Genomic DNA, 12,193 nt, shown 5'->3' with positions numbered 1-12,193 from the left:
TTATATGAGTGATGTTCGTGTCAGAAAATTACAAGAATTTATCAAACAAGAGGTAAGTCAAATGTTGATGCGCGGATTGAAAGATCCGCGTATCGGCTTCACTACTATTACCGATGTTCATGTAACAGGTGATTTACGTGAAGCTACGATTTATGTCTCCTTGTTTGGTTCCGATAAGGAAAAAGAAGATACCCTTATCGCATTAAAGCATGCAGCAGGTCATATTCGTACAGAGCTTGGCAAAGTACTTAAATTACGCCATATTCCTTCTATCACATTTGATAAGGATACGTCTTTAGACTATAGCATGCATATTGAATCCCTTTTGAATGAAATCAAAAAGGATGAAGAAACAAATTAACAAAAAGGATACAGAACATGAGTAAGATTACTATTAGTCAATTACATATGGCTCTGTGTGAAGCTAATTCTATTATGCTAACCGTCCATATTAGACCTGATGGTGATGCTATTGGGTCCATGGTAGCCTTTTACGAAGCCCTTGTAGGACAAGGTAAAACTGTATATATGGTAGTGGATGATGTAGTTCCTGAGAAGTACACATTCTTACGATATACGGACCACATTCATGATGTAGCGTATTTTGAAACTAATCCAGTTGATATTGATATGCTTATGGTTTTGGATGCTAGCACGTATGAGCGAATTGGCAAAGTAGGTGCACTTTGGAGTGCACCTATTTTTAATATAGATCACCATATTTCTAATACAGAATTCGCGGACCATCTATATTTAAAGCCTGACTTTGCTGCTACTGGTGAAATTGTTACCGACTTATGTACAAAATGGAATTGGCCTATCACTGAATCTATGGGTACTGCATTATATATGGCGATTGCTACAGATTGTGGTTTCTTTAAATTTAGCAATACTACAGCAAATACTCTTGAGATGGCTGCCAAATGTGTAGCTGCAGGGGCTAGACCAAATGTTATTTCTGAAACAATAGAAGCCGTATCTGCCAGTCGTTTAGAATTAACAAAACAAGTTATGCAAACTATCGAGTTTTACAAGAATGATACGATTGCTACCATCGAGTTGAATCGTGAGGCTATGACTATTCTTGGCGATGATACAGATGGTTTTGTAGATATTATTAGAAATGTTGATACTGTAGATGTGGCAATTTTGTTAAAAGCAGAAGCTGATGATATAACACGTGTAAGTTTACGTTCTAAAGGTATTGATGTGAACGTTGTAGCAAGCCATTTTGGTGGTGGTGGTCATATTCGTGCTGCTGGTTGTACTATTAATCTACCATTAGAAGAGGCAAAACAAGCTCTCATTGAGGTAATTTAATAATGGATGGGATATTACCATTTTTAAAACCACCTGGCATTACAAGCCATGATGCCGTTGCTATTTGTCGTCGTATTCTAAAGGAAAAGCGCATTGGTCATAGCGGTACATTAGATCCTATGGCTTATGGTGTATTGCCTGTGTTTCTTGGCAAGGCTATGCGCCTCATAGAATACACGGATGAATTTGATAAAACCTATGTAGCAGAATGTAAATTGGGTACTTTTACGGATACTGAAGATAGCTCAGGACAACCTGTATTGCCAGATAATGATATGGTATTGCGAAATGGTATTGTATTGAATCGAGCTATTCAATCTACAGAAATCTCGGCAACGATGGTTAAACCAGGCTTTGAAGAATTGGTTAGTATTTTGAAAAAATTTGCTGGCGTTCAGGACCAAAGACCGTCTAAGTATTCTGCCATTAAAGTAAATGGTATTCGAGCTTATGAATATGCTCGTAAAGGCATTCCTGTAGAGCTACCATTACGTCAAATTCATATTAAAAATATTGAGCTCATTGCTTATGGATTCCCTTTTTTCACGATTCGCGTGACATGCTCAGGGGGGACTTATATTCGCTCATTATTACGCGATATTTGTATTGCTTTAGGTATTCCTGGCACTATGACTTCTTTGGCACGTACTCAAGTAGGCCCTTTTGATATCGGCTCTGCTAAGATGGCCGAAGAATTGATGCTACATGGTGAAAGTTTGTTGTTGCCAACAGATACGGCTGTTTCTCATCTTTCAAAAGTAACTGTAAATAGTGTACAATTAAGAATGATGATAGAAGGCAAGCAGTTACCGATTGGTAAAGAATTTGCTTTCACAGAAATAGGTCAGCTCTATAGAGCTTATGGACCGAATGGTTTTATTGGTATTATGAAACGAAACAACCACACATTAAAAGTGGAAAAAAATATTTTTATTGAAGGATAAGTATGAAGCAACTACATTCGTTTGATGAACTACGTCAAATCAAAGATACAAAAGTATATGCCCTTGGTACCTTTGATGGCATTCATCGAGGTCATCAACGAGTTATACATAAGGCTGTTGAAGAGGCTATATCAGTCGATGGGGTTAGTATCATCATTACCTTCGAGCATCATCCGTTAACTATATTACATCCAGAACGAGTACCTAAACGAGTGATTCAAGAAGAGATTATGGATACTGTGCTAGAAGAACTCAAAGTTGACTATATTTTGCGGTTACCTATGACTGAAGCATTATTAAAAATGACTGCAGATGAATTCTTGCATGAGCTCTGCAATGATATGAATGTGGAAGCTATTGTAATCGGTGAGAACTTTACATTCGGTGCAAAGGGGCTTGGTAATCCAGAATATATGAAACAAGTGGTAGCGGATAAGAATATACGAGTTCTTGTACAGCCTTTATTACCTTGTGATGGTCGTAGTACACCTATTTCTAGTACAGAAATTAGAAAAGCTATTCATGAAGGAAATTTGGAGGATGCAAATCATTGGCTAGGTAGGCCATTCCAGTTTAAAGGAACTGTGATTAAAGGTGATCAACGGGGACGCACATTAGGATTTCCTACATTAAATCTATTACTTCCTAATGAAATGGTTACACCTCCAGATGGAGTCTATGCTAATCGTGTATGTATTGATGGTATTTGGTATGATGGGGTAGGCAATATTGGAGATAATCCAACCTTTAGAAATCAGTACCATAGATGTGAAGTACACGTTTTTAACTTTGACCAAGATATATATGGAAAAGAAGTAATTGTACAGTTCATTTCTTATATTAGAGGGGAAGTTAAATTTAATAATTTACAAGATCTTATCGATCAAATGAAGGTAGATGAAGAACAGGCTCTAGCTATTTTGGCCAATGCATAAAAGGGGGTTCTCATGGATATTAAAGAAGCTCGAAAACAGATAGATAGTATTGATTCTGTATTAGTTACGGAGTTTGAGAAGCGACTCACACTGATTAAAGAAATTGGTAAATATAAGGATGAACATCACTTACCACTTATTGATGAAGAACGGGATGAAAGTATCATTGCTTTACATACTCAAAATTGTAAAGATAAAATGTTAGCACCTTATGTTGAAAATTATATAAAAACCGTCGTTTCTATGAGTAATGAGTTCTTAAAAGAGCATATGCATAAGCATATTTTTCTCATTGGTATGCCTGGCGCAGGTAAGACTACTGTTGGTAAGGTTCTAGCAAAAGAGTTAGGCCGCGACTTTTTCGATTTAGATCAAACGATTCAAGATAAGGTAGGTAAATCCGTTCAAAATATTTATATTTATGATGGTAAAGATGCTTTCAGTGAATATGAATATAGTACAATCAAAGAATTAATTCACAATAAACCATCTGTCATTGCTACAGGTGGCGGCACTGTTACCTATGATAAAACTGTTAAATTGATGCGCAATAATGGTCTTGTTGTATTTGTTAACCGCGATGTAAATCATATTTTAGATGATTTGGATCTAGAGATTCGTCCGCTTGTAAAAGAAAGTATCGAATATATTTTTAATGTATATGAAGAACGATATCCTTTATATGAAGAAGTAGCACATATTAAAATTGGTAACGAAGGCAGTATTACCGATGCAGTGCAAGAAATTATTGAAGCTTTGCCGAATACGGAGAAATAATGGACGCCATACGAGGATTTGTATACCGAACTATATATGAGAATACACAACGTACATATTGCGTGTTTATCCTAAAAGATTATAATGAGGAATACATTACTTGTACTGGCAAATTTGAGTCTCCTAAAGAAGGGGAAGACATCGAAGTACGGGGCCGCTATGTAGAACATGAAAAGTACGGCCGCCAATTTGATGCGAGCAGTGTTGAAAAGTTAAAACCTGATAATATGGGTGCTGCCAAGACTTATTTGTTGAACCTAGGCATAAAAGGTTTTGGTGAAAAATCCGTAGAGAAGGTACTAGAGTATTTCGGTATTCATATTTTAGAAATTTTACGGGAAGAACGTCCAGAAGAGATTAAAGATGTTCCAGGTCTCCGAAAGAGTGTTAAGGATGAGCTATTTAATACCTTACTTGGCGAAGGTATTTTATCCGATTTAAATCATTTTTTTGAAAGTCATCACATTTCATCGAAATGGAGTCGTATTGTATATACCTATTATGGTGTGCAGTCCGTCGCAGTTATAGAGGACAATCCTTATACATTATTACGTATAGCACCGGATATGCTCTTTGGTACGGCCGATACACTAGCAGAGCATCTTGGTATTAATGGTAGTGATACACGTCGTTTAGAGGCTGGTTTAGAATGGATTCTACGTAGTTTAGATAATCAAGGTCATACATGTTTACCAGTAGATCAACTTATCGGTCGACTTGACGATTTATTACAAACTGATGTAGATGATATTGCGAACTTTATTGAAAGCCTGCTGGAACAAGGTGCACTGTATAGTACGTATTATGAAGATATCTTATATATCTATCCGCCAGAGATGTATGTTTCTGAAGTGGAAGGTGTCCACTATACTCGTGAGTTTCTATTAGAAGCTGATCCAATAGCATTAGATATTTCTAGTTTTATTGAAAAGTTTGAACGAGACAACTACATTACCTTTGGTGATGCTCAAAAAGAAGCTATACAGCTCTCATTTTTTGAAAAGTTTTCTCTTATAACTGGTGGTCCTGGTACAGGTAAAACAACTATCATCAAAGCACTAGTAAAAGGTTTCCAACTCGGTGGATTGGGGCGCATTATACTTTGTGCTCCTACGGGACGTGCTGCAAAGCGTCTGACCGAGGCCACTGAGTTTGAAGCTACTACAATTCATCGTCTATTGGTACCTGTTCAAGGTAGTGACTCCTATGACTTTACAAAGAATGAAGATGATCCTCTAGATATAGATGTCATTATCATCGATGAAGCATCTATGCTTAATGTGCGTTTATTCTATTCTTTGATGGCTGCTATTCCAAAGGAAGCCCATGTCATTATTGTGGGTGACGTAGATCAATTACCACCTATAGGTGCTGGGTTCGTATTAAAAGATTTATTAGATAGTGATTGTGTGCCCTATACACGACTTAATCAGATTTATCGTCAAAGCTCTGGTAATACTATCGTTGAAAGTGCTTACGCAATTAACCGTGGTGAAATGCCTAACCTGGAAGGTGTGAGCGAAGAGTTTTCTTTTATTCCTGTTAAATCTTATGACATGATGATGAAAGCCATCATTGATGTATATAAACGTGAACAAGAGACGATAGAGGATGAATTAGATATTCAAATTATTTCTCCTATGCGCCGTGGTGAAGCAGGTAGTACATTGATTTCACAATATGTACAACAAGCCGTAAACCCTCCAGACAGCTATAAGGGAGAAGTTCGTGTCAATGGTATTACGTATCGCGTTGGGGATAAGGTTATTCAAATTCTCAATGATTATGAGTTAGAAGTGTTTAATGGCGAAATTGGCGTTATCTATGCTATTACGCGGACCGATATTTGTATCCGATTTATCCATAAAGAGGTCCGTCTACCTATCGATGAAGCACATATGATTATGCCTGCTTATGCTATTACAGTTCATAAGAGTCAAGGTAGTGAGTATGGTGTAGTTATTATTCCATTTGTTCCACGTTATGGTGGTATGTTACAACGTAATTTATTGTATACTGCTGTTACACGGGCAAAGCGTAAAGTAATCATCGTTGGTACTACGAGCGCAGTTGAACGTGCTGTGCGTACTGTTAATGCCGATGAACGTTACACATTGTTTAAAGAACGACTACAAGGGAGATGTGATTCGTAATGAGTCTTTGGGATTTCCTATTTCCACCTGTATGCCCTCACTGTGGTGCACCTGTGGCAACACAAGGGGATTGGTGTAAAGCTTGTTTTACAGATTTATTACATATTCGTCATGTACCACATAAATTTTTACACTATGTAGATGATGTATGTGTGTTGGCCGAATATCGTGGTGGTCTAAAGTCTATGATTTACGATGTAAAATTTAATGAAAAAAAGGAGCAGTCCAAAGGGGCCGCTCCTTTTTTAGTATCGTACAACTTTTACATGAAATATAATGAGTCTAATATTGTGAATAGTAATTGTAAAATTATGTATGATTATATTGTTCCTGTACCATCTAGCAAAAAGAAAAAAGCTAAGAGAGGATATAATCAAGTAGATTTATTCTTTCTTGAATGGGCTCATTTTTTATGGGAAATAGATAGAAAAAACTTTAAATGGTTAGATTGTATATACAAGTTTGATACTTCTCGAGATATGTGGGGATTAACAAATAAAGAAAGGCATCAAAATATTGATGATGCCTTTGTTATATGTGCTGATTATAAGGATATTGATTTTACCAATAAGAATATATTAATTGTTGATGATATATATACTACAGGTGCCACAATTGAAGCTGTAGCAAAAGTCTTACAAAAGCATAAAGCGCTACGCGTTGATGCCCTTACGCTGGCTAGTGGTAGTTTCTAATCTTTATTACTAAATGTAGGAATATAATATTTGATTTCATATTAGCCAAGCACATCAATAAATGCTTTAACTACATCAGGATCAAAGAGTGAGCCAGATGCACTAAAGAGTTCTTCTTTTGCTTTAGCTTTTGTTTTTGCCCAAAATTCAGTAGAAGGATTAACTGTTGTATCATAGTAATCTGCTACAGCAATAATTCGAGCTCCTAACGGAATATTGGCACCACGTAAATGTTTGGGATAACCAGAACCATCCCATTTTTCATGATGGTAACGAATATAAGGTAAAATTTGTTGGCAGCAAGGATAGTTTTCAATCATATTGGCACCACTTGCCGCATGTTGTTTATACTTAGACATTTCTTGCTTATTAAGATATGGAGATTTTTGGATTAATGCATTAGGAACCATTAATAGACCCACGTCATGAAGTAAAGCTGCGTGACGAATCTGTTCAATTTCATTTAATGGTAAACCCATTTTAGCTGCGATGCTAACAGCATAGTTTGAAACCTGAATAGAATGTGTATAGAGATGATAGCTTTTCATTTGTATCATCTGTAAAAGTTGTGCGCTTATGGCTTCTAAACTGTCTTTCTCCAGTTCATACAAACCTGATGGTTGCATCAATGATAACATAAACATAATAAACCCCTCTAACTAACAAACTGAACATATGGTACAACCCCTCGTACTTATGTTCATATCGTACAACTTTAGGCCGTTCTAATTTAACAGTATACAAATTATACACCATAAATAATTTTTTGTGTATGATACGTATGTTCTTACAAATATGTTGTATTCATATTTGGCATACAAAAACTAATTGACAATTTAAGAATCCACTAGATATGGTACTTAAAAAATGTGATTTTAGAAATATTAAAATATTATGAAGAATATTTTAGGTTTTCTATTCCAATTTTCTATACATCAACAAATAGGGGTTGCAAAATTTATTCTCATTGTTCTAAGAATTATGCGATAATATGTTTGGTAAAAAATTATGTTTGGCTACTTAACTATATAATCAAAAATTTTTTAAAATAATAGTAAAACTAGACATGAATACTGTTATTCTTTATAATACGTCTATACGGGTCTGTGGTTGAAAGTCGAGGCTAGTCGCAGGCAAAACGATCCACATAAGCAGCCCAAAGGGTTGTGAGCATGGTGCGGCTTAGGTGTAAGTCCTGCCGATAAAATCGAGAGAGGTAGTAGTGGGGAGTCTTGGACTTATGAGCGAACCTTCCAGCAGGCGAGTGTGGGGGCAAAGACCAGGTCAGCCGTATAGGGGCACATGAGGCTTTTCTCATGTGCTTTTTTTATACAGTTGTATATTATAAAATCTATAGAAAACCACTAACTATGGGAAAGTTTTTATACATAACAGTAATATTTATACAAACAATGTATAAAATTAAAATATAAATATAGCGATTTTGCGATTGTATCTAAAATTATATACAAAATTATTGACATAATTATACTAAATCTATATACTATTATAAAGTAGTAGTAAGTTAAAATAATGAGGTTGATAATATGTTAAATAGCAAAGTAAAAAAAATAATTCTTGGCGGTTGTATGTTAGTGATGGCGGCTTCTTTAGTTGGTGGATGTGGTTCCTCTAATCAACCTACATCTAATAAACTTGTCGTTGGCACTAATGCTACATTTGTTCCATTTGAGTTTAAAGATGAAAAAACTCAAGATTATACAGGTTTTGATATTGAATTGATTCGTGCGATCGGTAAGCGTATTAATAAAGATGTGGAGCTAAAAAATGTAGCTTTTGATGCTTTGATTCCAGCTTTGAACACACATGATATTGATGTTGCTGCATCTGGTATGACTATTACAAAAGCGAGAAGTGAAAAAGTATTATTTTCTTCTCCTTATTATGAAAATGCCTTAGCAGTAGTATATAAAGATGGAACGGCTGTGAATTCTCTTGATGACTTAAAGGGTAAAAAAATTGCAGCCCAATTAGGTACTACTGGTGCAGATTTAGCTCATAAAATTGAAGGTACTACTGTAAAAGAATTTGACCATAGTAATGAAGCTTTGTTAGAATTACAAAATGGTGGAGTAGATGCAACTGTAATCGATTTACCTGTAGCTCAATATTACAGTACTAAGCATCCTGACCAACATATTAAATTTATGGCATATCCAAATACTAAAGAATATTTGGGCTTAGCAATTAATAAGGATAACAAAGCATTGCAAGAAGAAATCAATAAAGCAATTGCTGATATGAAGGCTGATGGTGAATTTAATACATTATATAAAAAATGGTTTAATGTAGATGCACCTGCTGATATGCCAGTAGTTTTAGAATTTAAATAATAGGAGAGATTATGAGTTTTAATTGGGGGTTAATTGCGGATAATTTACCGCTCTTGTTACAAGGTGCTTTAGTGACTGTAGAAATTACAGCCATGTCTGTAGGTTGTGGCTTTTTTATCGGTCTTTTAGTATCTTTAGCAAATTTATCTAAATTTAGATTAGTTAGATTGCTTGCAAAATGTTATGTAGATATCATTCGTGGTACACCATTACTGGTGCAAATTTTCCTAATCTATTTTGCCTTGCCTATGATTACAGGTCAACGGATTGATCCATATATTGCGGCTGTTACCGCATGTAGTATTAACTCTGGTGCTTATGTATCTGAAATTTTCCGTGCTGGTATTCAATCTATTGATAAAGGTCAAATGGAGGCTGGTCGTTCTCTTGGTTTAACTTGGGGACAAACCATGCGTTACATCATTATGCCTCAAGCTTTTAAAGCAATTATTCCTCCGTTAGGGAACGAATTTATTGCCATGTTGAAAGATTCCTCTTTAGTTTCTGTTATCGGTTTCGAGGAGTTGACACGTCGTGGTCAATTAATCATTGCTAAAACCTATGCATCCTTTGAAATCTGGGGTACGGTTGCTGTGATTTACCTTATTATGACAGTGACTATCTCACAATTAGTTGGATATCTTGAAAGGAAATATAGCATTAAATGATTAAATTAGAAAATGTACATAAATCTTTTGGTAAAAATGAAGTACTAAAAGGTATTAATTTACATATTGAACAAGGTCAAGTAGTTGTAATCATCGGTCCTTCTGGTTCTGGTAAAAGTACGGTACTGCGCACTATGAACTACTTGGAGGAACCTACATCTGGTAAGGTTATCGTAGATGGCATGGATCTTTCTGATAAGAAAAAGTTAAATGACGTTCGTGCTGAAGTAGGAATGGTATTCCAAAACTTTAATTTGTTCCCGCATATGACGGTTATGGAAAACCTTACCTTAGCTCAAACTAAGGTTCGTAAAACATCTATGGAAGAGGCTAAGAAGATAGGTCAAGCTTTACTTGATCGAGTAGGCTTGGCGGATAAAGCCAATGCATACCCTGATTCTTTGTCAGGCGGTCAAAAGCAGCGTGTTGCTATTGCTCGTGCTTTAGCTATGAAACCAAAAGTAATGCTTTTTGATGAACCTACTTCAGCTCTTGATCCTGAAATGGTTAGTGAAGTGCTAGATGTTATGAAGTCTTTAGCTGAGGAAGGTATGACGATGGTCATCGTTACTCATGAAATGGGCTTTGCGAAAAAGGTAGCGGATAGAGTGTTATTTGTTGATGGTGGCTTGATTTTAGAAGATAATACACCTGAACGCGTATTTGATGCACCTACCAATGAAAGAACAAAATCATTCTTAGATAAAATTTTGTTAGATTAAATAATATAATTATAGGAAGCAAATTCTAGAATTAGAAATTGCTTCCTGTTTTTTTACATTAAATTTAACCTATCTATTTATATTAATTTTTATTATATATGTATAGCTTAATATCTATTAATATATTTGATAACTTTTAGACTGAATTTATTAATTATAAAGAGTTTGTATAAAGCTTTGCAGGGTAGATTAATCTGAAAAACACGATTATTGCTATAAATATTTGTGATATAACAATAATTTATACAGTCATTTTTAAAAACAATAATTTTTAATTCACATATTTTTATGATTATAAAAATATACAATTAATTTATAGGGCGTATATAATTATTTATAACATGTATAGATATAGGGATTGTTGAGATTTACAGCAAATGATATTCTTGTTTCTAGTGTTTGTATATTCATTAAAAATGTAAATATTGTTGTTTGATATTTTATACATGCTGTGTTATGATACACATATAGAGCAAGACAGCAAGACAATATATATATTTTTAGGAGGATGTTACCATGTTAGGTAAAGTAAAATGGTTCAGCGCAGAAAAAGGTTATGGTTTTATTGAACGTGAAGACGGTAGCGATGTATTTGTACACTACTCTGCAATCCAAGACGAAGGTTTCAAATCTTTGACTGAAGGTCAAAATGTAGAATTTGAGATTGTTGATGGAAACCGTGGACCTCAAGCCGCTAACGTTGTTAAAGCGTAACTACATACCAAAAAAATTATAAAAACAATATATAATTGGACCCCGATAGTATATACTATCGGGGTTTTTGGATTTTCTATATACATTTTATACATAATTCTACAAAAAATATAAAATTTTTACATAAAAAAGAAGGAGTTTTACAGTTGGATGTAGAAGTACTAAATATAACACGAGAGATAAGGTTATATAATACCACACACTCGCATCTCGTGGATGATTTTTAGAAAGGGTGTTGACTTATGAAAGTAGCAATTAGAGGAAAAAACATTGAAGTAACAGATGCCTTAAGAGCATATATCGAAAAAAGATTGAGTAAATTGACTCGTTACTTCGATGATGAGTTAAATGCACAAGCGGTTTTATCCGTTGTAAAAGATAAATCTACAATTGAACTTACATGCTTTGTTGATAAAATCGTTCTTCGTGGTGTGGAAACCAACGATGATATGTATGCAGCTATTGATTTAGTAGTGGATAAAATTGTTCGCCAAATCCATAAATATAAAACTCGTTTGGCTAAACGTTTCAAAAAACAAGAAGCTTTCCATCCTGAAGCTTTGGCAACTCCTGTGGAAGAAGAAACTATTGAAGTTGTAAAACGCAAACATTTTGTTGTGCGTCCTATGGATGTTGAGGAAGCGATTTTACAAATGAATCTTATTGGTCATGATTTCTTTATGTTCTTCAATGCTGAAACTGAATCGATGAACGTTGTATATCGTAGACATGATGGTTTCTATGGTTTGATCGAGCCAGAACTTCAATAATATATAATGTCGGCTGAACTTAATCCTAACTCCTTTCTACTTTAAATCAGCCGATTATTATATTAAGGTGGATGACTTAAAATAGTCATCCACCTTTTTTGCCAAAATAATATTATAAATAATCTTGAAATGCCTTGAATT

13 protein-coding genes are annotated in these 12,193 nt (G+C 34.9%); 12 read left to right on the top strand and 1 reads right to left on the bottom strand.

Annotated elements, in window-relative coordinates; translation table 11 throughout:
- Positions 1 to 4 precede the first annotated feature (4 nt).
- From rbfA to VPHSUH08_RS01115, 7 genes are read left to right on the top strand one after another with little or no spacing between them, the layout of a single operon-like run.
- On the top strand, positions 5 to 361 hold the full coding sequence (rbfA, locus tag VPHSUH08_RS01145; protein ID WP_008600771.1) for a 30S ribosome-binding factor RbfA: 357 nt from the start codon (positions 5 to 7) through the stop codon (positions 359 to 361).
- 17 nt (positions 362 to 378) lie between these two features.
- Positions 379 to 1,320 (top strand): bifunctional oligoribonuclease/PAP phosphatase NrnA, encoded by a 942-nt coding sequence (locus VPHSUH08_RS01140; RefSeq protein ID WP_077708370.1) that lies wholly within the window; start codon positions 379 to 381, stop codon positions 1,318 to 1,320.
- Between the two features lie 2 nt (positions 1,321 to 1,322).
- Positions 1,323 to 2,264 carry a tRNA pseudouridine(55) synthase TruB gene (locus VPHSUH08_RS01135; protein WP_105086529.1) on the top strand — a complete coding sequence of 314 codons (942 nt, stop codon included), beginning with the start codon at positions 1,323 to 1,325 and terminating at the stop codon, positions 2,262 to 2,264.
- A 2-nt stretch (positions 2,265 to 2,266) separates the two neighbouring features.
- Positions 2,267 to 3,199 (top strand): bifunctional riboflavin kinase/FAD synthetase, encoded by a 933-nt coding sequence (locus VPHSUH08_RS01130; protein ID WP_105086528.1) that lies wholly within the window; start codon positions 2,267 to 2,269, stop codon positions 3,197 to 3,199.
- Positions 3,200 to 3,211: 12 nt separating this feature from the next.
- Positions 3,212 to 3,976 carry a shikimate kinase gene (locus tag VPHSUH08_RS01125; RefSeq protein WP_105086527.1) on the top strand — a complete coding sequence of 255 codons (765 nt, stop codon included), beginning with the start codon at positions 3,212 to 3,214 and terminating at the stop codon, positions 3,974 to 3,976.
- Entirely contained in the window at positions 3,976 to 6,129 is a 2,154-nt protein-coding gene (locus VPHSUH08_RS01120) for an ATP-dependent RecD-like DNA helicase (protein WP_105086526.1), read from the top strand. Before VPHSUH08_RS01125 ends, VPHSUH08_RS01120 begins: the two co-directional genes overlap by 1 nt.
- Positions 6,129 to 6,824, top strand: coding sequence for a ComF family protein (locus tag VPHSUH08_RS01115; RefSeq protein WP_105086525.1), 696 nt, complete (start codon positions 6,129 to 6,131; stop codon positions 6,822 to 6,824). The genes VPHSUH08_RS01120 and VPHSUH08_RS01115 overlap by 1 nt, the downstream gene beginning before the upstream one ends.
- 41 nt (positions 6,825 to 6,865) lie before the next feature.
- Here the strand turns inward: VPHSUH08_RS01115 and VPHSUH08_RS01110 are convergent, their stop codons facing one another.
- A complete protein-coding gene (locus VPHSUH08_RS01110; protein WP_004693025.1) occupies positions 6,866 to 7,468 on the bottom strand; it encodes an HD-GYP domain-containing protein in 603 nt (200 codons plus the stop codon).
- 903 nt (positions 7,469 to 8,371) lie between these two features.
- On the opposite strand from VPHSUH08_RS01110, the gene VPHSUH08_RS01105 reads away from it, so the two are divergent.
- The 5 genes from VPHSUH08_RS01105 to hpf all read left to right on the top strand — a co-directional run bounded on the left by VPHSUH08_RS01105 (position 8,372) and on the right by hpf (position 12,052).
- Entirely contained in the window at positions 8,372 to 9,178 is an 807-nt protein-coding gene (locus VPHSUH08_RS01105) for a basic amino acid ABC transporter substrate-binding protein (RefSeq protein ID WP_024061785.1), read from the top strand.
- An 11-nt stretch (positions 9,179 to 9,189) separates the two neighbouring features.
- Positions 9,190 to 9,846 carry an amino acid ABC transporter permease gene (locus VPHSUH08_RS01100; RefSeq protein WP_004693053.1) on the top strand — a complete coding sequence of 219 codons (657 nt, stop codon included), beginning with the start codon at positions 9,190 to 9,192 and terminating at the stop codon, positions 9,844 to 9,846.
- Positions 9,843 to 10,568: an amino acid ABC transporter ATP-binding protein gene (locus VPHSUH08_RS01095; RefSeq protein ID WP_012864269.1), complete on the top strand. Its 726-nt coding sequence runs from the start codon at positions 9,843 to 9,845 to the stop codon at positions 10,566 to 10,568. Before VPHSUH08_RS01100 ends, VPHSUH08_RS01095 begins: the two co-directional genes overlap by 4 nt.
- A gap of 516 nt (positions 10,569 to 11,084) precedes the next feature.
- Positions 11,085 to 11,282, top strand: coding sequence for a cold shock domain-containing protein (locus tag VPHSUH08_RS01090; protein WP_004693056.1), 198 nt, complete (start codon positions 11,085 to 11,087; stop codon positions 11,280 to 11,282).
- Between the two features lie 242 nt (positions 11,283 to 11,524).
- The gene (hpf, locus tag VPHSUH08_RS01085) at positions 11,525 to 12,052 is read left to right on the top strand and encodes a ribosome hibernation-promoting factor, HPF/YfiA family (RefSeq protein WP_008600782.1); all 528 of its coding nucleotides are present in this window, start codon (positions 11,525 to 11,527) and stop codon (positions 12,050 to 12,052) included.
- Positions 12,053 to 12,193 lie beyond the last annotated feature (141 nt).

This window comes from Veillonella sp. S13054-11, from assembly GCF_002959795.1.
In the GTDB taxonomy this organism is placed as follows: Bacteria; Bacillota; Negativicutes; order Veillonellales; family Veillonellaceae; genus Veillonella; species Veillonella parvula_E.
Note: the sequence above shows the minus strand (reverse complement) of the source record. Positions and strands in the feature narration are given on the sequence as shown.

Excerpts from the sequence above, each read along its gene's own strand:
- VPHSUH08_RS01120 (WP_105086526.1), top strand. The coding sequence starts at position 3,976 with ATGGACGCCATACGAGGATTTGTATACCGAACTATATATGAGAATACA.
- VPHSUH08_RS01095 (WP_012864269.1), top strand. The coding sequence starts at position 9,843 with ATGATTAAATTAGAAAATGTACATAAATCTTTTGGTAAAAATGAAGTA.
- rbfA (WP_008600771.1), top strand. The coding sequence starts at position 5 with ATGAGTGATGTTCGTGTCAGAAAATTACAAGAATTTATCAAACAAGAG.
- VPHSUH08_RS01130 (WP_105086528.1), top strand. The coding sequence starts at position 2,267 with ATGAAGCAACTACATTCGTTTGATGAACTACGTCAAATCAAAGATACA.
- VPHSUH08_RS01110 (WP_004693025.1), bottom strand. The coding sequence starts at position 7,468 with ATGTTTATGTTATCATTGATGCAACCATCAGGTTTGTATGAACTGGAG.
- VPHSUH08_RS01105 (WP_024061785.1), top strand. The coding sequence starts at position 8,372 with ATGTTAAATAGCAAAGTAAAAAAAATAATTCTTGGCGGTTGTATGTTA.
- VPHSUH08_RS01115 (WP_105086525.1), top strand. The coding sequence starts at position 6,129 with ATGAGTCTTTGGGATTTCCTATTTCCACCTGTATGCCCTCACTGTGGT.
- VPHSUH08_RS01135 (WP_105086529.1), top strand. The coding sequence starts at position 1,323 with ATGGATGGGATATTACCATTTTTAAAACCACCTGGCATTACAAGCCAT.
- VPHSUH08_RS01125 (WP_105086527.1), top strand. The coding sequence starts at position 3,212 with ATGGATATTAAAGAAGCTCGAAAACAGATAGATAGTATTGATTCTGTA.
- hpf (WP_008600782.1), top strand. The coding sequence starts at position 11,525 with ATGAAAGTAGCAATTAGAGGAAAAAACATTGAAGTAACAGATGCCTTA.
- VPHSUH08_RS01090 (WP_004693056.1), top strand. The coding sequence starts at position 11,085 with ATGTTAGGTAAAGTAAAATGGTTCAGCGCAGAAAAAGGTTATGGTTTT.
- VPHSUH08_RS01100 (WP_004693053.1), top strand. The coding sequence starts at position 9,190 with ATGAGTTTTAATTGGGGGTTAATTGCGGATAATTTACCGCTCTTGTTA.
- VPHSUH08_RS01140 (WP_077708370.1), top strand. The coding sequence starts at position 379 with ATGAGTAAGATTACTATTAGTCAATTACATATGGCTCTGTGTGAAGCT.